This is a genomic window from Clostridium chrysemydis (assembly GCF_015234215.1).
In the GTDB taxonomy this organism is placed as follows: Bacteria; Bacillota; Clostridia; order Clostridiales; family Clostridiaceae; genus Clostridium; species Clostridium chrysemydis.
The window spans coordinates 364,420-386,574 of the sequence record NZ_JADEKP010000001.1 but is presented as its reverse complement, the minus strand read 5'-3'; the positions used below and the strand labels follow the sequence as shown (position 1 = coordinate 386,574).

Below are 22,155 nucleotides of genomic sequence, written 5' to 3'. Positions count from 1 at the left end.
TGCATGTTAAACATGCAGCTTTAAAATGATTATCTTAAATCATATATTTTGTTTAATTTCTTTTGGATAGCTACATCTACTTTTTCCATGTATTCATTGAAAGTAGCTGTGTTTCCTATGAATGGTGAAAGAACGCAAGCTCTTAATACTGTAACTTTTTCTTCTTTATCCCACTGTGCTCTATCCATTCCGCAGCTCTTAACGAATGGGAATGGTGAATCACCGTAATCTGGTACTGCGAAGTCAGTGTGTGAAGTTATGAAGTCATTATCATATAATCCACCGTGAACGAATGAAGCTTCTTCATACATTCTGTGAGTTAAGTGATTCATTTTAGCTAAATCAGTATTTCCTTCTTCGTTGAATGTGTAGTCAACCATGTTGAAGTCTGGTCTGATTAGTGTATGCATAACAACTTTTTTGTCTCCAACCATGAATTCTTTTCCGTTGAAGTGGTTGTAAAGGTTGAATGCACCTTCGATACTAGCTCCGATAAGTTTTCCGTATCCAGTTACGTTTAATGGTAATGTTCTGTGCGCAGCCCAAACTGATGCAGCAGTTGCTCCAGCTTTTGAACCTTCAAGCATGAATGCTCCAAGTAATGCTGGGATATCCATTCCTTTTTCGAATACGTAAGTTGCGAAGTATGAAATTGAGTCTCTCATTCTTCTATCTTTTATAACTATTCCACCAGCTGAATAAGGGATATATCCCATTTTGTGTGGGTCGATAGTTACTGTATCAGCTTCACTTATAGCTTTGAAAGCATAGTAAGTATCATCTGATGGCCATGCATCTGCAGTTGCTTCGTTTTCGAATACTCCGTTTTCTAAGTAAGTTTTCTTAACTTGATCTTTTTCTATGAACTTGAAGTTTTCATCTAAGAAGATAGCTCTTGCATATCCGCCGTATGCAGCGTCAACGTGAACGTAGAAGTGAATTCCTTCTTTAGCTAATCTATCTCTAACTTCGATTATTTTATGGATGTCATCTACTGCACCTTCTTCAGTTGATCCAACAACACCAACAACTCCAAGAGTTGGAATTCCTTCTGCTGCTAATTCTCTGATTCTAGCTTCTAAAACTTCTGTATCCATTCTGTATTGTTCGTTAACTTTAACAGCTTCAACATTCTCAGTTCCAAGACCGATTATATCAGCAGCTTTTAACCATGAGTAGTGTTTAGTTTGTGGTACAAACCATTTTCCTAACTTCTCAATTTTTTTACCGCATCCTCTAGCTGAATTTTCTTTTAAATCATCTAATTTATCTGGAACACTTTCAACTAAGTCTAAGATTTCTTTAGTAGGCATGTTTAATAATTCCCACTCAGTTTTTCCTTCAACTAATTCTGGTGTAACTTCTTTCATTGCAAGTGGTAATGAAGCTATGTTTCTAGCATACCATAAACCTTCTAAGTTAGCGATTGATCCGTCTGCACATATGTGTCCCCAACCGATTCCGTCTTCATATCCCATAAGTTTTGCAAAGTCTAATCCAACTTCTTCTTCCATTTCTGAAGTTCCTGGTGATGATTCGTAAGCAACGTTATTTCCGTTATAAAGCATTGCTGCGAAATATCCAAGTAATGCTGGCATTAAAGTTTCTGAGTTCATGTGTCCTAAGAATCTTGGTGAATGCCATGGTAATGATTTTGATCTTAATTTAACTGATAACTCTGTTAAAACTTCTTCTAACTTGTCAGATGTACCTAGGAAATTTTCATCTCTTTTATCAGTATTTTTGATTATTGGCATATCTTCTGGGTGGTAGTTTTTTCTCCACTCACTGTGATCTTCGAATAATCTTGTTAGGTGTTTACCAAACACATCTTTGTTTTCTGATTTTGGTCCTAAAAATAATGCTTTTAAGTTTAAATCTTGTCCACTCATTTTAATTTCTCCTTCATAAGCAAATTTTATAAACCATATGATCATTTAAAATGGAACTAGGATGCCATTTTAAATTACCATACGTTCTTAAAATTTCTGTATTTATTTTTTATTTTAATGTGCCATTTAAATAAGTTTTAGTGCTCTACTTTAAATGGCACATGTCAATCTAATTTTTAACTTTTAATTAGTTTTCTTTTTTCCAGCTTGGTTTTCTACAAGCAAATATTACTAGTGCTATTGCTATAGAAATTATTGTTCCCATAACTTGGAATCCAATATAGAATGCTGGGCTTGTACCTGAATTTGCAGGTGGTATTAATCCAGCAATTATAGTTAATACTATACCTAAAATTGCAAGGATAGATGTGAACCACATAAGTCCATTTCCTTTTGAACCAAGTCTAAATGGTCTTTCAACATCAGCTCTTTTGTATCTTAATTTAATAGCTGATAAAGCTATTAAGATGTAAACTATACAGTAAAGGATAGTTGTTGTAACTGTGATCATAAAGAATGCACTGTTAACATCTTTTATTACTAAGTAAGATAATGAAATTACTGAAATAACGATAGCTTGAATTAAAACTATAGTTATTGGTGCACCATTTGCACTTCTTTTTTGGAATACTCTTGGTAAGTTTCCTTCTTCAGCAACTTTAATCATTGCTTTTGATGGTCCAAGTACCCAAGCACTTAATTGTACTAAAACTCCGATAGCTATCATAGCTGAAATGATATTTGTAAATACCATTGGAATTCCTAAGCTTTTACAGTATATAACGAAAGGTTGTGTTATGTTTGCAAGTTCCATTTTTCCTTCTGGTACTGCATTTGCTACTGTTAAACCAGCAATTAAGTTAAAGATAACTAATAATATAACTGAGCTTATTACAGCTATAGGATAGTTTTTCTTAGGATTATCGATGTTGTTTGCGTGAACTGATGAAATCTCAACTCCAGCAAATATAAAGATAATTCCTGCGAAATATGATAAGCTTCCTAAGTTACTAAAGTCTGGTAATAATTTACTAGCTTCGAATGTTCCTAAGTATCCTGAAGGTTGTATACCGTTTTTAACTAAGTAACCAACTCCAAGAACTACTAAAGCTACAAATGGAATGTAAACTCCGATAACTGCTCCCCAGTTACCAACCATTTTAACCATATCAAACTTAAGGTTTAGTAATGTAACTCCCCAGTATGAAATTATGATTACAATAAATACAAAGATGTTATTTTGTGATAACTCTGGTTTATTTATTATATAACCAATAAGAACTCCTACTGTTGATGCTACCATAACCATTCCGAAGAACATTTGAACCCATAATAACCATGAAGTTACGAATCCCCATTTATCTCCGAATGCTTCTCTAACCCAAACTTGAGGACCACCTTCTTCTGGCCACCCAGTTGCAAGCTCTGCTGCGATTAAAGATATTGGAATAGCAAATAATATTACTGCTCCAAGTAAATAAGTAATTTGTGTCCAACCGTTAACTGCTAATGTAGGTACACTTCTAACTGTTCCGAAGAATGCCATTGTAATACCTATAAGTTGGAAAAGTGTAAGTTTTTTAACACTGCTCATTAAGACTACTTCCTTTCAATATTTAATTTTAATATTGTAAAGTGCTCTTTGTTTTATTACCAATTGTAAGTCATAAAATAATAAGTTCATTTATTAATTGTTCTAACAAAACAATAACCACTTAACTTTGCTTTGTGGCTTGTACTCGCTCACCACATCATTTATCATAAACCTTTTAAAATTATTGTCAAACATTGTCCTAAGAATTTCGCAATATCTCTGTTACATTGTTCATTATTTAGACTTATTCTTTACATTTAAGAAACGTATGTTACAATTTATCAATTGTATTTACTTCCTTATTTTCCCTTGTTTATTTTGATTTTTACAAGAAAAGTTATCTTTTTTACTTTTTTTGTATTTTAAATGTTTTTTTCTGTAACTAAATTATTAATAAAAAGTTAGATTGTTTTTTTACAGTTTTATAAATTCATCCCTATTTTTCCCTTTATTTTTGCAAGATCGATTAAACAGAAAAAACTAAGTGTTTAAGCCATTTCTCGCATTTTATTTCCCACAAATCTATGTTGTATTTCATACCATTTTATAAGGTTGTAATTAATAAATTAAATGTTATCTTTTAATCTCGTTTTTTCTTAAATATTTAATTTGGTTATAATCACCATTAATTATGTATAAAAAAGCAACCTAGCCACAAACTGCTAGGTTGCTTTTATTTTACTAGTTAGATTTCTTTTTACTTAGGAATAGTGTCAATATAAAGGCCACTAATGCTATCCCCGCAGCTGCTATGAAGAGATGTGAATATCCACTATTCATAGTTTGCTGATATGTGCTTTCAATAGTATTTCTTGAAGCTTCTATTTTATTTAAATAATCAAGCTTCATATTATTAAATATAATATTTGGGTCTACATTTCCGTGTGCACTATGCATTATTCCACTTTCTATAGCATTCTTAGAACTATCCATCATTGTACTTGAGAAGTTTTTCATAGTTTCTACTATATTAGTGACATTAGCACTCTTTAAAGAATTCAGTGCCGATTCTGGTATATTTCCACCACTAAAAGCATTTCCATTCATACCAGGAATTTGCGGCATTACTTCCATAAGTTTACTTGGAACCTTAGTTCCAGCTTCTGCTATAAAGTTAACTAGAATATTTGGAGATACCGCAACCCCTATACTTCTAACTAAAGAGAGTGTTGATTGTGCTGATGCGGTTTCATTTTTATCTACAAAACTTTGCATTAGATAATTTAAAGGAGTTCCCATGGTAAATCCCATTCCAAGTCCCATAAATGCAAGTCCTATTATTAATCCAGCTTGACTATTACTTTGTGCAACGTATAATCCTAAAATTAACGAACCTATTATAGTAGATCCAAACCCTAATAATAATATTAGTTTTGCTGAATACTTATCTATAAGCTTTCCACCAAAAGGTGCAGCAACTCCTGAAAATATAGCCATAAGTGTTACAAAGTAACCGCCAGAACCTACTTGAATTTTCAAAGTATTTTCTGCAAATTGAGGCATAAATACTATCCCCATAAGCCCTGCTCCAACTAGGAAACTTAAAACTAAAGTTATTGCTATATCTTTAGTTTTAAAATAATTTAAATTCATTACTGGGTCTTCTGCCTTCTTTTCAGTATAAATAAATACTGGTAAAAGTATCACAAATACAATTAAGTAAGGATATACATCTAAAGATTTAAGTGAATTTAAAAAGTCATGGAAGTTTAAATTTGTAACTCCATACATTAAAGAAAGTATCATCAAAGAAATCACGACACTACCTTTAATGTCCATTTTTCTTTTTTCTTTTTCTACCTCTACTACTTTAACCTTTGCACTTATCAATAATGCAACTATACATATAGGAACATTTATAAAAAATAATACGCCCCAGTTTGAATCGCCAAAAATACTTAATATTCCAGAACCTATAGTTGGTCCTAAAGTTGTTGCTATACCATAAGTTGCACCGACAAGTCCTAGTGCTGTTCCACGTTTTTCTTCAGGGAAACTATCTCCTATATAAGCTGTAGCTATTGGCATTATTCCACCACCACCTATAGCTTGTATAATTCTTGCTATAATAAGCATTGAGTATCCACCAAAATAATCTGATAATCCACAAAGAATTGAACCTATCCCAAATAATACTATTGAGAAAGTAAATAATTTCTTCTTACCAAATATATCAGATAACTTTCCTGATATTGGCATTGAAACTGCATATGCTAATGTGTAAATAGTTATCATCCAAATAGATGCACTTTCAGTTATATTTAAACCATTAGCTATTACATTTCTAGCTGGTGACACAATCCCAGTATCCATAGCTCCAATGAAAATTCCAAGTAAAAACATAATCATTAATAATTTCTCTTTGCCTTTTTTCTTTTCCATATATATTCCTCCTTTTTGAACCTTGTTCATTTAATTTCATAATGTAAGAGCTTATAAAAGCTCTTACATTTTTACAATCTTGATTAAATCTTCGATTGTCATATATTTGTTTTTAATAATTAATAGTATATTATTTATTAAAAATAATGTTCCTTTTCTAGTTTCTACATCCAGTTTAATATCCCCTTTTTCCTTATGAAATATAACTATTTCATCAGTTATCTTATATAAACTTTCCATAGATTCTTTCATCCCCTTGCAGCCTTCTCTGCCTCTAAGTTCAGTAAGTTCCATAAAGATGTCCATATGATCTTTTAAATACCCCTCAATTTCATCATATATAGCCATCATTTTGTGTTCAAAGCTTACATCTTCATAATTGATATTTGATAGATTAGAGATTACTTTTCTCCATTCATCTATAAAAATCTCTCTTATGATGTCAAACTTATTTTTATAGTAATTGTAAAGTGTTCCAGTTGCAATATTACTTCTTTTAGCAAGTTCCCTCATGCTAAACTTCCTATAACCATATTCTTTGAGCAAAATCTTTGCTTCAATTAGTATTGTTTCTTTAGGATTATTTAATATCTTTGGCAAACTATCACCTCTCGCTTTTTGAACCTTGTTCACATAATATAGTATTTTTTATAATTAGTCAACATTCAACATATTTTTTTAATATTATTAATATAATAACACATTTAAACTACGATTTATATTACAAATATGTTTAATTTTTTATATTCTATTTTATAAATTCTTTGCTTATGCTATTCAAAAGACAACTTTTTAAAACATTTCTAATATTGCCATTAGTATTTCTTATTGTTTTTGGATAACTTAAATAAAGTCTTTCCTTAGCTCTAGTTAATGCTACATAAAAGAGCCTCTTTTCTTCACTTATATCTTTAGATTTTAAAGAGAAAAAGTTTGGAAAACCTCCATCGTAAAGTCCCACTATAAAAACATTTTGAAACTCTAATCCCTTTGCCTGATGCACTGTAATTATCGGGATTCTTATCTTGCCTTTCTTTTTGGTCATAATATCTTCCATCTCCCCGTTTGATAGAGACGTTAAGTTTACAACTTCTATTAATGAATCACGGTTTGAAATATCATCTTCTTTTATTTCTTTAACTAAATTATGAAAATGAATTATTCTATCTTTTTTAGCTTCTCTTTCTTCTTTTGGATATCTATTTAACAAATCAAAATTCCTAAGTATTTCAATTATTATATCGCTCGGTTCATTTGTTTTAGAAAATATAAATAAACTATTTAATTTTTCTTTTATCTCCTTAAATGATTTTAAATGTCTTTGCATAAGATTTAATCTATTAATACTAGTATCTTTTATTTTATCTTCTATAGCTTTGATTAATAATTCTCCAGTTGCTATAATATCATCCATAGCATCATGGCTCGGCTTATGCAAAGTATTAAACTTCTTACTTAAATATTCAAGTTTATGATTTAATTCATTTGGGTAAAACCTTCTATAAATATCTAAGGTATCATAAAAGTCTAGAAATTCATGAGATTTAAAGTTTATACGGCTAAGTTCAGAATTTAAAATATTTATATCATATTGAACGTTATGCCCAACTATTAGTCTTCCTTTAGTAAATTCTAAAAAGTCTGTAAATACCTTTTCTTTATCTTCACCGATTTCTTTTAATTTCTCATCTGAGAATCCATGCACTAAATATGACTTTCCAACTGATTTAGTAGGTTTTATAAATCTTTCAAATTTCTCTAAGACTTCACCATTTTTGTTTATTCTAATTGCAGCTATTTGAATTATTTGATCCTTTGTTACATCAGTTCCAGTACTTTCAACATCAAATACTACTATATTATCTTTTTTAGATTCTTCTAAGAGTAATGAAAAGAATTCACCTCTATCTGATTTACTATCTATAAAATCTGTTAATTTTATTCCAAAGCTTCTATATTCTGAACTTAAAATATCCTTTATCTTTTCTTCTCCTATTCCAGTTTTTAATTTTAATAATATCCTTTTTAAACTAGACCCATCTGAATTATTTACAATAAGCTTTAAAAAGGCGATTATATCTTTAATTTCACTTCTTCTAAAAAATTTATATTCATCTACTAAAATAAATTCAAAATTCTTCGAGTTATTCATATTGTTTAAAGATTTACTTAACCCTATACTATATCTATTATCCCTTGTTAATATGCATGTTTTAGATAAATCTTTGTTTTCTTTTTCTAATTCTTTTATCTTTTGCATTAAAAATAAAGCTTCTTCACCCTGATTATTAGCTTCTTTAACTATAACTTTTTCTCCTATAACTTCTGAATTTGATGTTATACCGCTTCTATAAACTTCATTAAACTCTTCTTTTGATACATTTTCTAAATATCTTTTTGACATCTCTGTTAAAAGCTTAGTTGCCCTATAGTTTTTAACAAAATTAATATATAAAGGGTTATATTTTTTTATAAATGCTTCCTCTATTTTTTTAGGTTCTGAACCTCTCCAAGAATATATAGTTTGAAATCTATCTCCACAAAGTAATATATTATTATTTTTAAATATTTTTTCTATAATCTTATATTCAAAATAACTAGTATCTTGAACTTCATCAATATTTATATACTTATATCTTTTACTTAATCTATCTACAACATCTTCATCTCTAAGTAGTATTTCCATTTTTAATATAAGATCATTAAAGTCTAACGCATGGTTATTTCCTAGTTCTCTATTGTATGCTCTAATATAATGAACTCCACTTTTATAAAGATCTTTAAAAAGTTCTTCCTCAAACTTATATTTAACTTTGCTAATATCCTCAATTTTTTCTCTATCAACTTTATATAAGTTATTTATTGTATTTCTGTAATCAGTAACTTCATCTATAGTAATGAATCCATATCTAACCCTAGATTCTTTAACTAAATCTATAAAACTTTTTAAATTTTTTAGTGGAAATTTAAAATAGTATTTTAAAAACTTTAATGTTTCTAAAGAGTCTTCCTCATCATAAATTATAAAGTCAGTAAATATATCTGTTTTTTTCTTTGCTTCTTCTTTAAGTATTTGAAGACAAAATCCATGGAAAGTTTTTATAGTTATATCTTTTCCTAAACATTTAGTCTCATCACATTTTGATAGTTCTAATAAAACCCTCTCTTCCATCTCTTTACATGCTTTATTAGTAAAAGTTATGCAAAGTATTTCTTTTATGCTGCATCTCTTTTCTTTTATAACTTTTGAGATCCTAATAGCTAACGTATTTGTTTTACCTGTTCCAGCTGGTGCTACTAAGTATATATTTTTATCTAATTCATTTATAACTTTTAATTGCTCTTCATTTAAATTAATACTCATATTTAAACCTCTAAATTTTATTTCTTTATTTAATTATATAAAATAAACCGTAGGGCTGCACCCCTACGGCTTAAGTTTGGCAAAATATACTTTAATTTTAAGAAGGTAATCTTTACTAAAACTTATTTTGAATAGAACTCAACGATTAATTGGTCGTCTATTATTATTGGAACTTCTTCTCTTAAAGGCTTTCTTTTAAATATCCCCTTAAATTCTTCTTTTGATTTTTCGATATAAGGAATATTATCTAAACTATTAAAAAAAGTTTCTTTAAAGAAATCATTTTTTCTTGATTTCTCTCTTAATTCAACTACATCTGAAACTTTTAGTTTATAAGATGGTATATCTACCTTTTCACCATTTACTAAAAAATGTCCATGATTAACCATTTGTCTTGCAGCCCTTATTGAAGGTGCAAATCCCATTCTATAAACCATATTATCAAGTCTAGCTTCAAGACGCATTATAAGAGCTTCTCCAGGATGGTCTTTTGATAAAAAGGCATCCTTTACGTATCTTGAAAATTGTTTTTCTAATACTCCATAATAAGCTCTTAATCTTTGTTTTTCTAAGAGTCTTATTCCATATTCTGATAATTTTTTATCAGCTCTACTAGTTCCTTTAGTCGCACGGTCCATAGCTTTTTTATGACCTGTAACATTAAGTCCAAGTCTTCTACAAAGCTTAAAACGTGGTCCCATCATTTTTGCCATAGTAGTCCTCCTTTTCAAAGTTATATTATGAATTCATCATAACATAATTTTCGCATCTTGAAAATGATTATCAGTTTTATTTATGTTGAATTTTTTTTGATTATTCTATAATCTCTCTAAATATCTCCTATTTTCTCCTTCTAGTTTCATATATTTAATAAAAATTTAACTATATATTTCTTTTTTAATATTATTATTATTATATAGTTTTTAGGTAATATTAATTATAGATGCTTTTTCTTAGGAGGATAAACAAATGAAAACTAAACAGACATTAAAAACTATTGAAGAAGTTTACGGTAAAATTAGCCCATTTGAATTTAAAAATGAACTAATAAATGTAGCCCACACTTCAGACGAAACTAGTAAAAGACCCCTTCTTGATGCAGGTCGTGGTAATCCTAACTGGACTGCTGCAACTCCAAGGCAAGCCTTTTTTACATTTGGACAATTTGCAGTTACTGAAACTCAAAGAGTTTGGATGGAAGGTGATTTAGCAGGAATGCCTCATAAAACTGGAATATACGAAAGATTTTTAAAATATTCTAGTTTAAATCAGTCACTTCCTGGCATGTCTCTTTTAAAAAACATAATTAACTACGGTATAGAGAAAAAAAACTTTAACCCTGATGCTTTTGTCTACGAACTTACAGATGCAATAATCGGTGATAACTATCCTTATCCAGATAGGATGCTCACTCATATAGAAGAAATAGTTCATGATTACTTAATAAAAGAAATGTGTAATAATGAATGTCTAGAAAATGATTTTGATATATTTGCAGTCGAGGGGGCTACTGCTGCGATGTGTTATATTTTTGATTCATTAAAAGCAAATGAGCTTTTAACAAAAGGAGATAAAATTGCTATAATGACTCCGGTATTTACACCTTATTTAGAAATACCTGAATTACCAAGATATAGTTTAGAAATTGTTGAAATTAAGGCAGATGAATTTTCAAAAGATCCTTCTGGTGCTTGGCAATATCCAAAGAAAGAACTTGAAAAACTTAAAGATAAATCTATAAAAGCTTTATTTGTAGTTAATCCTGGTAATCCTTCTTCTGTTGCTTTAAGTAACTCATGTAAAAATGATTTAATTTCAATCATAAAAGAATATAATGAAAATTTAATCATAATTTCAGATGATGTCTACGGTACATTTGTTCCACACTTTAGATCACTTATGGCTGATTTACCTTATAATACTATCGGCGTTTATTCTTTCTCAAAGTATTTTGGTGTTACTGGTCAAAGGCTAGGCACAATATCAGTTCATAAAAATAATGTAATAGACAAACTAATTAGAGAACTACCTGATGATAAACAAGAAATGATAAAAGGTAGATATAGCGCCTTATCTCAAAATTACAAAGATATATCATTTATTGATAGAGTTGTAGCAGATAGTAGGCAAGTTGCACTTAACCATACAGCTGGTCTTTCTACTCCTATGCAGGTCCAAATGGCATTTTTCTGTGCATTTGCAATTTTAGATAAAGATGATACTTACAAAAATCAAACTATGGAAATTTGCAGAAAAAGAAAAGAGATACTATTTAACAGTTTAGGATTAGAACCTAGAGACAGTATCTATGATGCAGATTATTATACTGAATTTAACCTTTTAGTTTGGGCTAAAAATCACTTTGGAGAGGAATTTGCATATTTTTTAGAAGATAATTATAGTTTAGTTTATATTTTATATAAGTTAGCAGAAGAAACTTCAATTATCCTTCTATCTGGTAGTGGTTTTAACGATTCTGAGTGGTCACTTAGAATATCACTAGCCAACTTAGAAGATAGAGAATACGAAAAAATAGGAAAAGTATTAAGAAAATTAGTAATAGATTTAATAGAAAAATTCAACGAAACTAAAAAATAGTTTTTGTTTAATTAATATGTTATTATATACTTAAGTAAGATGGAGTCTCTACTCCATCTTATTTTTAAATTAAGATAAAAATATATTTATATAAATTAAGGAGAATCTAATGAAGTCTTTTAAAGAATTACAATTAAACGAAAATATAATAGATGGTCTTTTAAAACAAAACATTAAAGAACCTACAAAAATCCAAGAACTTTCAATTCCAGAAATTTTAGAAAACAAGGATTTAATAGGCGAATCACATACTGGAAGCGGAAAAACTTTAGCCTTTTTAACACCTATTTTCCAAAAAATTGACTCTAGTAAAAAGGATGTTCAATCGCTAATCTTAGCTCCAACTCGTGAGCTTGTTATGCAAATTGAAGCACAAGTTAAGCTTTTATCTGAAAACTCAAACGCTAACATTAAATCTGTTTCTATAATAGGAGATGTTAACTTAGATAAGCAAATCAAAAAGCTTAAAGAAGTTAAACCTCAAATAGTAGTAGGTTCACCAGGTAGAGTTTTAGATTTAATTAGAAAAAAGAAACTAAAAGCTCATACTGTAAAAACTTTAGTTCTAGATGAAGGTGATACTTTAATAGATAATACAAGTATTCAAAATGTTAATGAAATTATTAAATCTCTTATGAGAGATACTCAAATACTTATATTCACTGCAACTATAAGTAAAAAAGCTATTGAAATTTCAAAATCTTTCTTAAAGAATCCAGTAATTATAAAATCAGATTCTAAAGCTAGCTTAAACCCAAATATTGAACATATGTATATTAAAGTTGACCCTAGAGATAAAATTGAAACTTTAAGAAAATTACTTGCAGCAGTAGAGCCAAAGAAAGCTTTAGTATTTATAAATCATGGTTTTGATATAAACGAAGTTACTGAAAAACTTAAATATCACAACAGAGAAGCTTTTGGAATGCATAAAAAAATAACAAAAGAGCAAAGACAACAAGCGCTTCAAAACTTTAGAAACGGGAAAATAAACATATTAGTTTCATCTGATATATCAGCTAGAGGTTTAGATATAGATGATATAACTCATATAATTAACTTAGACTTCCCAAAAAACACAAACGAGTATCTTCATAGAGCTGGTAGAACTGCAAGAGGAACTAAAAGTGGATGCACAATCTCGTTAGTTACAGAAAGAGAATTACCTGCAATTAGAGTTTATGAAAGAGAATTTGGAATTAAAATAGAGAAAAAATCTCTAAGTCACGGAACTTTAGTTTAATAAATTGCCACAAAAAGATTTTAACTTCTTTTTGTGGCTTTTTTTATCCTCTAAAGTTTTTTTATTAATTTCGCCCCCTTTATTTAGTTAGACTTCTAAAACTAAATAAAAGTTTCAAGTTTCTAAATAAATTTTGTTTAAATTAGAATTTATTGGGCAAAATACTAATATTAAAAGGAGGGATTTTATGAGAGTACCTAAACATATTGGAATTATTCCAGACGGAAATAGACGTTGGGCTTTAAATAACAGCCTAACTAAAGATATGGGTTACAACCACGGTATAAACCCTGGAAAACTACTTTTTAAACTTTGTGAAAAAGAAAATATTGAAGAAGTTACTTTTTACGGTTTTACTGTTGATAATACTAAAAGACCCGCTGTTCAAAAACTTGCTTTTACTAAAGCTTGTATAGACTCAGTTAATCTTTTATCAAAGGAAAACTGTGAGATTTTAGTTATAGGAAATACTAAATCTTCTGCATTCCCTAAAGAATTACTTCCCTTTACAAAGAGAAGGGTCTTTGGAAAAGGTGGTTTAAAGGTAAACTTTTTAGTTCATTACGGTTGGGAGTGGGATCTTAATCCTTTAAAAGAATCTGCTTCTTCTAAAAAAACTATAATTCCTTTTATCCACTCTAAAGATATTTCAAGGATTGATTTAGTTATAAGGTGGGGAGGGCGCCGTAGACTTTCAGGTTTTTTACCTATCCAAACTGTCTACTCTGACTTTTATGTTTTAGATAATATGTGGCCCGACTTTAAAGAAAGTGATTTTTACGATGCTCTTTCTTGGTATAACGAGCAAGATGTAACCCTTGGAGGCTAGAGAACCCTATTTTAAAATTGGGTTCTCTTTTTCTATTAAATCTCCAAGTACCTTTCCGCCGTCTAATGCTACAGAAGCTCCATTTCCAGGATGCGTTGAAGCACTTATAAAATATAAGCCTTTTGTTCCTCTTCCCTTTAAATGCGGCCTAAAATATCCACTTTGATTTAATTTATGACTTATTCCAAAAGCTGCACCTTTATACAAATTAAACTTTTCTTCTAAGTCTTTTGGAGTTAAAATCTTTTGAGTTTCTATAATATCTTCTATATTATAAAGTCCGTTTATTCTTTTTATAGAATTAATTATAATATCTCTATATTCTTTAATAGATTCATCATTCCAAATTACTTCTTCACTTTTTAGATTTGGAACTCTAACTACAAGATTTAAAACGCTCTTTTCTCCCTTTGCTAAAGTATCATCAACCTTTGAAGGATAGTATAGATAAACTGAAGGTTTTTTAGGAAGTTTTAAATTAAAAGGCGCCTCTATCCCTTCTCTAAAATCATCATTTAAATAAATGTTGTGCACTTCTAGATTTTCTAATTTTTCAGATAACCCTAAATAAATTATAAAAACTGAAGGTGATAGTTCCATATTTTCTGTATCTTTTTTATTTATAGAACCTACTTCTTCTTTAAATAAGTTATTAATAGCATAAGGATAATCAGCGCTACAAACTACTATATCAGATGAGATTTTGTTTCCGTTTGCTATAACCCCTTTAACTTTTCTATCTTCTAAAACTATTTCACTTACATTTGTTTCTTTTAAAATTTCACCGCCAAGTTCTAATATAAGCTTTTCTAAGGCTTCAATATACGAATAGAATCCACCCTTAATATAAACTAAACCATATAATTGAGTTATCGCTGGTATTAAAGAATAAATGTTTGTATTTTTATAAGGATTACATCCTATATACATAGATGTAAATAATAAATACTCTAAGAACCTATTATTTTTTATAATATCCTTTGTGTAGTCATAATTATTTTTTATTGGGTGAAGCTTAAAAAAACTTGAAATAGAATCAAAGCTAAATATCTCTTTAAAAGAAACCATAGGCTTATCTAAAAAGGCTTTTTTACTTATTTCATACTTTTCATTAGAGTTTTCTAAAAATTTAATATATTCTTTTGGAAGATTCCCTCTTAGCTTTTCTAAAGACCTTAAAGTTTTATCTGACTTTTGATAAACCCTAAAATCACTTTTATCAAATCCATATACTCTATAAAGAGGGTCTAAATCAAACATATGAATATAATCCCTATAGTCTTTATTAACATCTTTAAATGTATCTATATAAGAGTTTGGGGTCATTAAAATTGACGCAGTTAAATCAAATTTAAAATCACCTTCTTTTATATAATTAATTTTACCGCCTAAAGTTTTTTCTTTTTCTATTATAGTTACGCTATATCCTTTGTTTAATAAATTAATAGCAGTCCTAAGTCCACCTAGACCTGAGCCTACAACAATCACTTTTTTCATAAATTATCTACCCCTATTATTTCAAATTTAAGATGACTTCAAATTCTATAACTCCGTTATTACTTCTTGCACTTATTTTTCCATTATGTAAATCTATTATACTTTTAGTTATACAAAGTCCAAGACCACTACCGTTTATTTCGCTATTTCTAGCTTTATCAACTCTGAAAAATCTATCAAATATGTGCTCTAAATCAAACTCTGATATTTCTTCTCCATAGTTTTTTATACTAAATATAAGATTATCTTTTGATGTGAAAATTTTAATATCTATAGTACTTTTACTTTTACTATATTTTATTGAATTACTTATAATATTTTCAAAAGCCCTCGAAAGCTTTAAAGGATCACATTTTACGAATACTTTTTCTTCACAAAAATCAGCATTTATTTTTAATCCTTTATCTTCTAATTCAAATTGAAAATCTGAAATAAGCTGCCAAACCATCTCAATAAAATCTACAGTCTGCAAGTTTAAATATATGCCATCATTTTGATACTTAGTAAGTTCAAACAAATCATCTATAAGGAGTTTTAATTTTTTTGCTTTTTTATATGCACTATCTGTGTAGTATCTAAGTTCTACTTCGTCTTTATACTTATCTTCTTCTATAAGATTTAGATATCCTATAATTGAAGTTAATGGAGTCCTTAAATCATGTGAAACATTTGTTATAAGATCATTTTTAGTTTTTTGAGCTTTCTTTTCTTCTAAGGTAATATTTTTTAGATCTTTTACTAAATCATTAATATTTTTACTAAGACCTTTTATATCCCCATCAAAATCATTAACCTCTATTGCTTCTTCAAAGTTATCACTTTGCATTTTAGATACTTCATTAATTAATTTCTGCAACTCTTTTTCATTGCTTTCTAATTTTTCTAAATGATTATACACTTTTTTATTTCTTATATATATTAAATAAAACAAAATTGAAAAATATATAATACCCTGAATAATAGTCACTACAAACCTATATGAATATACAATATCCATAACATTATTAAAAATATTTATTCTAGTATATTGATAAAAAAATAAAACAACATATTTTAACCCTGTAGCTATTGCATAAAATATCGCCGCACTAACTAATACATAAAAAAATATTGTAGCCGTTTCTTTTAACGCTCTGTTATTTCTCAACTTTATAACCAACTCCCCACACAGTATGAATAATTTTTTCACCCTTTGTAGCTTTATTTAATTTATCCCTTAGCCTACTCATATGAACCATAACTGTGTTATTTGATTGAAAGTAATCCTCTTTCCAAACTCTTTCAAATATCTCTTCTGTACTAAATACTCTTCCTCTATTGCTATATAATAGATATAATATTTCAAACTCTCTTGAGGTTAAATTTATTTCTTCTCCATTTGAAGTTACATTATGTTTTCCTTTGTCTATTATTAAACTCTCTACTTGTATTATATCTCTATCTACACTTGTATTGAAAAAATAAGCTCTTCTAAGTAATGCTTTTATTCTAACTAATAATTCTAAAGAATCAAAAGGTTTTACTATATAATCATCAGCCCCAGTTAAAAGTCCTTCTATCTTATCCATGTTTTCAGACTTAGCAGAAAGCATTAATATAGGAACATTTGAAGATTCTCTTATTTTTCTACATACTCCTATTCCATCAAGCTTTGGCATCATTATATCTAATATAACTAAATTAATATCAAAGTTTTCAAATAATACTAATGCTTCTACCCCATCTTTAGCTTGAAGTACGTTGTATCCTTCATTTTTTAAATTAATTGATATAATTTCTCTTATCTCTTTTTCATCATCAACAACTAAAATATTATTCATAAGCTTCTCCTAAATATTCTTCTAAACAAATTCCTTTTTCGTATATTTCTTTTGCTACCTTTTTACCTACATACCGTATGTGCCAAGGCTCATAATTTTTCTTTGTTATTTTTTCTTTGCCCTTTTTATACCTAACTATAAATCCATACTTATAGCAATTATCTTTTAACCAATCAGCTTCTTTAGTTCCTCCTATAAAAAGTCTACTAGGATTAGTTAAATCAATGCAAAGCCCCGTTTGGTGTTCGCTTTGTCCAGGCTCTGCAACATACTTTTTAGCATCCCTTTTACCTTTTATCATTACTTCTCTTTTGTAAATATATTTTTGAGTATTATACGATCTATATCCTGAAGTACCAAGCAGTAAAATACCATCTTCTTTCGCTCTATTTATTAATTCTTGAAGAGGTTTTTTAATTTGTTTAGAAACTAGTCTTTCTTCCTTATCTGCTTCGTTTACAAATTCTATTTCTGCTTCTACTAAATCACTTTTATAATTTTCTCCTATTTCACTTGAGTCATTAATTAAAATTATATCATTTTTAATTATTGTTTTTTTAGCTGCTCTTGTTTCTTTATCAAAACCCATGTATACCCCATAAAATATTAAACATAAAATAAGTATTTTAAATATTTTTTCATATTTTTTGTCCCCCTTAATTTAAGTATACTTTGATTTTAAATGGGGAACTTTTCGTTTTCTTAACTTAATTCTTACGAAACCTTACATTTTAATTATACATAATTATAATATTATTTTCAGATTTTTATAAAAAAAATAGCACCCTTATAAAAAAGGCACCATTATTTTATCTAATATTTTATTTCTTTCATTGAAAGTCCATGTGCTAAAGCTACAAAACCAGCTTCTGATCTTTTTTTAGCTTCTAAGATAGTTATTATATCTTCTTTTTTTCTTTTTCCAAGGCCTATCTCAATTAAAGTTCCAGTTATTATTCTAACCATTCTTTGTAAAAACCCGTTTCCATTAAACTCTAGTTCTATATAACCGTTATTTTCACTTATATTTATATAATTTATAGTTCTAACAGTTGATTTATTTTTAGATTTTAAAGTAGTAAAACTTTTAAAATCATGAGTTCCAACTAAGCTCTTTGACGCTATAATCATATCTTCTACATTTAATTTTTCTTTAACGTGAAGAGTATATCTTCTATCAAATACATTGTGATATAAATTATTGTTTATTCTATACACATAAGTTTTAGAAACTATATTATACCTTGAGTGAAATCTATCACTAGCTTCTCTTATATCTTTTAAAACTATATCTTCAGGAAGGTATTCATTTATATAATTAAACATCTCTTCTAAAGTTTTATTATCGTTTGTTTTAAAGTTTGCTATATAATTTTCAGCATGAACTCCTGAATCAGTTCTTCCACAACCTATAACTTTAATTTCTTCTCCTGTCATCTTACTTAAAAGCTTATTAAACTTTTCACCTATAGTTGAAGTTTCTGTACTTTGTACTTGCCATCCTTTGTATCTAGTTCCATCGAATTCTATTATCATTTTTATGTTTCTCATCTTATCACCTTTAACTTATCGTTTTTTTAAGTATAACATACTTAATGGTATCATATGAAATATTATCTCTTACAGCTTCTTTTATAGGCTTAAGTTTATTAAACCCTATTTTATCTATTGCACTTAAAACTTCTATTTCATCATCTTTATTTATTATTGTGCTAAAATCAATTTCAAAGTCTATAGAATTTCCTTCGCTTAAGTAAGTGTTTACGTGAGATATAACAGTGTTTAAAGACATATCACGATATTTTGCAATCTCTTTAAACATTTTCCCTTCTCTTAGCATATCTACAGTTATTTCAAAGGATTTCTTTTTATCGCTATTAGTTTTTCTCTTTTTACTTTCTTTTTCTTCAGTCTTTAAATTTCCACCTTTTATAAAAGTAAATGATGATTCTATATTATTATCATTTATATAATCATTAATAGAATTTAAAAACTCTTCTCCAAATGTTTCTATCTTTTTAAATCCTACTCCTGAAATATCTAATAATTCATCAGAAGTTTTAGGAAGCCTTATACTCATCTCTTTTAAAGTATTATCCCCAAAGACCATATATGGAGGTATTTTCTCCTCTATTGCAATTCTTTGTCTTATTTCTTTTAATATGTCAAACAGTTCATTATTACTGCTAAAGGCTTTAATTTTTCTCTCTTCTTTAAATAAAACTTTTTCTAATCCCTTTATTATCTTTAAAGAGTTTGAGTTAGGTTCAGCTACAGGGTATTCTCCCCCATAATTAATATATCCGTGAGATATTAAAGTATTAATAAATTCTTTTAAATCATCTTTAGAATAGTCTTTCATTATTCCATAAGTGCTTAAAGTATTTAATTCTAAATCTACTAACTTTTTATTTTTAGAACCTCTTAATACATCTACAATCATTCCTATTCCATAGGGTCTTTTCATTCTATAAATGCAAGATATAACCTTTTGTGCATCTGTAGTTTTATCTAATATTTCGCCATCAAAATTACAGCTACTGCATTTATTACACCTTTCTTTCCCTTCTTCACCAAAGTAATTTAAGATAAACTTTCTATAACATCCATTAGAATAAACTAAATCTATCATAGTTTGAAGTTTTGCTAATTCATTTCTTTTTCTAAAAGGGTTAGTAGTTCCATTATCTATAATATATTTTTGAGTTTGAACATCTCCTGGAGAAAATAGTAAAATACATTCTGATTCCTCTGAGTCTCTTCCAGCCCTACCTATTTCTTGATAATAGTTTTCTATAGTTCTTGGCATATTGTTATGGATAACGTATCTTATATTTGGTTTATCTATCCCCATCCCAAAAGCATTTGTTGCAATTATTACGCTTCCTTTATCATAAACAAAAGCCTCTTGGTTTTCCTTTCTTTCTATATCTGAAAGCCCTGCGTGATATCTTAAAGCTTCAATTCCCTTTTTATTTAAAGCATTATATAATTCATCAACTTCTTTTCTAGTTGCACAATATATTATTCCTGACTGCTCTTTGTTTTTAGTAACGTAATCTAAGATATAAGATCTTTTATTTACACCTTTTTCTATTACAAGTTCTAAATTATCTCTATCAAAACCAGCTACAAAGACCTTTGGATTTTGAAGTTCTAAAAGCTTTATTATATCCTCTTTTACTTCTTCTGTTGCTGTTGCTGTAAAACCTGTAACTACAGGCCTTTTTTCAAGCATATTTATAAATTTATTAATGTTTTTATAACTACTTCTAAAATCGTGACCCCATTGTGATACGCAGTGGGCCTCATCTACTGCAATTTGACTTATATTTATATTTGAAATAATATTTAAAAAGCTAAAAGATTCTAATCTTTCTGGTGCTACGTAAAGTATTTTGACTTCACCCATTCTTATTTCATTAAAAATCTCTTCTATTTGAATGTTTGAAAGAGATGAATTAATATAAGCTGATTTAATTCCTATATTATTTATAGAATCTACTTGATCTTTCATAAGTGAAATAAGTGGAGATATTACAACCGTTACCCCCTCTAAAATCACAGCAGGAATTTGGTAACAGATAGATTTACCGCCACCTGTTGGCATTATAGATAATACATCATTTCCCTTTATAATTTCATTTATTATTTCTTCTTGACCTTTTCTAAATTTATCGTATCCGTAATATTTATTTAAAATATCTAAAGCTTTATTTTTCAAATCCACTAACTCCTAAGTTTTTATTTTAATTCTATCCATATAATAATATTTTTAATATAACAAATTACCAAACGGTAAAAAAGATAAACCTAAAAAGGTCTATCTTTTTTTATTTATTCTATTATTTTAATTATTTCGTCTACTATTTCACTTTTTCCTTTTTCTGATGTATCAAGTTTGTTATCTACAAACTCTTCATAATATTTAAGGTAAGCTAAGCTTCTCTCTAAACTTTCAACATCTCTTTTGCCAGAGGCTATATCATTTGATACTCTCTTTTTTAAAACATTTTTACTACAAACTAAAGTTATTTTTTTAAGTTCATAATTATCAAGTGCAATCTTATCTAAAATCTCGTTTAGGATTTCATCTTTATGAATTACCCAGCTTAATATTACATTTTGAAAGTTTGAATTTTTAAGATAATTCCTAAGAATATGGGATATATTATCTATTACCATATCCTTATTTTCATCATCTACTATAAAGGGGTCCATCATCCAGCACCAATCCCCATCAAGCCATACTGATTTAGGTAATCTTGAATTTAACCTTTTACAAACACTACTTTTCCCAACACCCATAGGACCATTTACTATTATAAGTTTTTTCATAAATGCACCACCTCTTCTTAGTTTATCTTAATTTATCTAAAATTTTATTGTATACATACTTCATATGAGGTTCATCTTTTATAACGTTATCTAAATCTTTTATATTTATCCACTTTACATTGCTATTTTCATCTTCTTTTATACTTAACTTATCATCTTCATTTGCTTCTATTAAGTAAGCTATAGATAAATGAAGATGAGCTGAAACATACTCTCCGTTTTTTATGTGACCAAATACAGGTAAGATATCTATAGATGCAATATTCTCTTTACCTAATATATTTTTTCTTCCTAAAACTCCTGTTTCTTCTTTAAGTTCTTTTAATGATACTTTATAAAGATTAGAGTCACCATCTGCATGACCTCCAGTCCAAGCCCACGAATTATAAATATTATGATGAATCATTAAAGTCTTATCTCTCTCTTTATTTAAAACAAAAGCTGAACTAGTTATGTGCGCAGTTTTATTTTCTCTTAAAAGTGCATTATCATTGTTTTTTATAAACTCTAATATAGCTTCCTTATCCTTTTCTTCTTGCTCATTACTTGGTTTATAATTATATATATCTAAAACCCAATCCATAGTTTTCTCTCTTTC

General features: G+C 28.4%; 17 protein-coding genes. 3 read left to right on the top strand and 14 right to left on the bottom strand.

The window, feature by feature from the left end:
* Positions 1–29 precede the first annotated feature (29 nt).
* The 6 genes from tdc to rpsD all read right to left on the bottom strand — a co-directional run bounded on the left by tdc (position 30) and on the right by rpsD (position 9,945).
* Positions 30–1,892, bottom strand: a complete 1,863-nt coding sequence (gene tdc / locus INR60_RS01900) for a tyrosine decarboxylase (protein WP_194189782.1) — start codon at positions 1,890–1,892, stop codon at positions 30–32.
* A gap of 187 nt (positions 1,893–2,079) precedes the next feature.
* Entirely contained in the window at positions 2,080–3,486 is a 1,407-nt protein-coding gene (tyrP, locus tag INR60_RS01895) for a tyrosine-tyramine antiporter (protein WP_194189781.1), read from the bottom strand.
* Positions 3,487–4,167: 681 nt separating this feature from the next.
* The gene (locus tag INR60_RS01890) at positions 4,168–5,868 is read right to left on the bottom strand and encodes an MFS transporter (protein ID WP_194189780.1); all 1,701 of its coding nucleotides are present in this window, start codon (positions 5,866–5,868) and stop codon (positions 4,168–4,170) included.
* Between the two features lie 63 nt (positions 5,869–5,931).
* On the bottom strand, positions 5,932–6,468 hold the full coding sequence (locus INR60_RS01885) for a TetR/AcrR family transcriptional regulator (protein WP_194189779.1): 537 nt from the start codon (positions 6,466–6,468) through the stop codon (positions 5,932–5,934).
* A gap of 148 nt (positions 6,469–6,616) precedes the next feature.
* Positions 6,617–9,232 (bottom strand): 3'-5' exonuclease, encoded by a 2,616-nt coding sequence (locus INR60_RS01880; protein ID WP_194189778.1) that lies wholly within the window; start codon positions 9,230–9,232, stop codon positions 6,617–6,619.
* A 122-nt stretch (positions 9,233–9,354) separates the two neighbouring features.
* The gene (gene rpsD / locus INR60_RS01875) at positions 9,355–9,945 is read right to left on the bottom strand and encodes a 30S ribosomal protein S4 (RefSeq protein WP_194189777.1); all 591 of its coding nucleotides are present in this window, start codon (positions 9,943–9,945) and stop codon (positions 9,355–9,357) included.
* A gap of 256 nt (positions 9,946–10,201) precedes the next feature.
* On the opposite strand from rpsD, the gene aspD reads away from it, so the two are divergent.
* The 3 genes from aspD to INR60_RS01860 all read left to right on the top strand — a co-directional run bounded on the left by aspD (position 10,202) and on the right by INR60_RS01860 (position 13,902).
* A complete protein-coding gene (gene aspD / locus INR60_RS01870) occupies positions 10,202–11,830 on the top strand; it encodes an aspartate 4-decarboxylase (RefSeq protein ID WP_194189776.1) in 1,629 nt (542 codons plus the stop codon).
* A 109-nt stretch (positions 11,831–11,939) separates the two neighbouring features.
* The gene (locus tag INR60_RS01865) at positions 11,940–13,073 is read left to right on the top strand and encodes a DEAD/DEAH box helicase (RefSeq protein WP_194189775.1); all 1,134 of its coding nucleotides are present in this window, start codon (positions 11,940–11,942) and stop codon (positions 13,071–13,073) included.
* A gap of 187 nt (positions 13,074–13,260) precedes the next feature.
* On the top strand, positions 13,261–13,902 hold the full coding sequence (locus INR60_RS01860; protein ID WP_194189774.1) for an undecaprenyl diphosphate synthase family protein: 642 nt from the start codon (positions 13,261–13,263) through the stop codon (positions 13,900–13,902).
* A gap of 6 nt (positions 13,903–13,908) precedes the next feature.
* Here the strand turns inward: INR60_RS01860 and INR60_RS01855 are convergent, their stop codons facing one another.
* The 8 genes from INR60_RS01855 to INR60_RS01820 form a co-directional block, all read right to left on the bottom strand.
* Positions 13,909–15,399 (bottom strand): phytoene desaturase family protein, encoded by a 1,491-nt coding sequence (locus INR60_RS01855; protein ID WP_194189773.1) that lies wholly within the window; start codon positions 15,397–15,399, stop codon positions 13,909–13,911.
* A 16-nt stretch (positions 15,400–15,415) separates the two neighbouring features.
* On the bottom strand, positions 15,416–16,546 hold the full coding sequence (locus INR60_RS01850; RefSeq protein ID WP_194189772.1) for a sensor histidine kinase: 1,131 nt from the start codon (positions 16,544–16,546) through the stop codon (positions 15,416–15,418).
* Complete coding sequence (locus INR60_RS01845; protein WP_194189771.1) at positions 16,536–17,219, bottom strand: response regulator transcription factor; 684 nt, start codon at positions 17,217–17,219, stop codon at positions 16,536–16,538. Before INR60_RS01845 ends, INR60_RS01850 begins: the two co-directional genes overlap by 11 nt.
* On the bottom strand, positions 17,212–17,808 hold the full coding sequence (locus INR60_RS01840) for a M15 family metallopeptidase (RefSeq protein WP_194189770.1): 597 nt from the start codon (positions 17,806–17,808) through the stop codon (positions 17,212–17,214). The genes INR60_RS01845 and INR60_RS01840 overlap by 8 nt, the downstream gene beginning before the upstream one ends.
* Positions 17,809–18,032: 224 nt before the next feature.
* Positions 18,033–18,770, bottom strand: coding sequence for a tRNA pseudouridine(38-40) synthase TruA (gene truA / locus INR60_RS01835; RefSeq protein ID WP_194189769.1), 738 nt, complete (start codon positions 18,768–18,770; stop codon positions 18,033–18,035).
* A gap of 10 nt (positions 18,771–18,780) precedes the next feature.
* Positions 18,781–20,943, bottom strand: coding sequence for a DNA helicase RecQ (gene recQ / locus INR60_RS01830; protein WP_194189768.1), 2,163 nt, complete (start codon positions 20,941–20,943; stop codon positions 18,781–18,783).
* A gap of 113 nt (positions 20,944–21,056) precedes the next feature.
* Positions 21,057–21,557, bottom strand: a complete 501-nt coding sequence (locus INR60_RS01825; RefSeq protein WP_194189767.1) for an ATP-binding protein — start codon at positions 21,555–21,557, stop codon at positions 21,057–21,059.
* A 22-nt stretch (positions 21,558–21,579) separates the two neighbouring features.
* Positions 21,580–22,140: an NUDIX hydrolase gene (locus INR60_RS01820; protein WP_194189766.1), complete on the bottom strand. Its 561-nt coding sequence runs from the start codon at positions 22,138–22,140 to the stop codon at positions 21,580–21,582.
* Positions 22,141–22,155 lie beyond the last annotated feature (15 nt).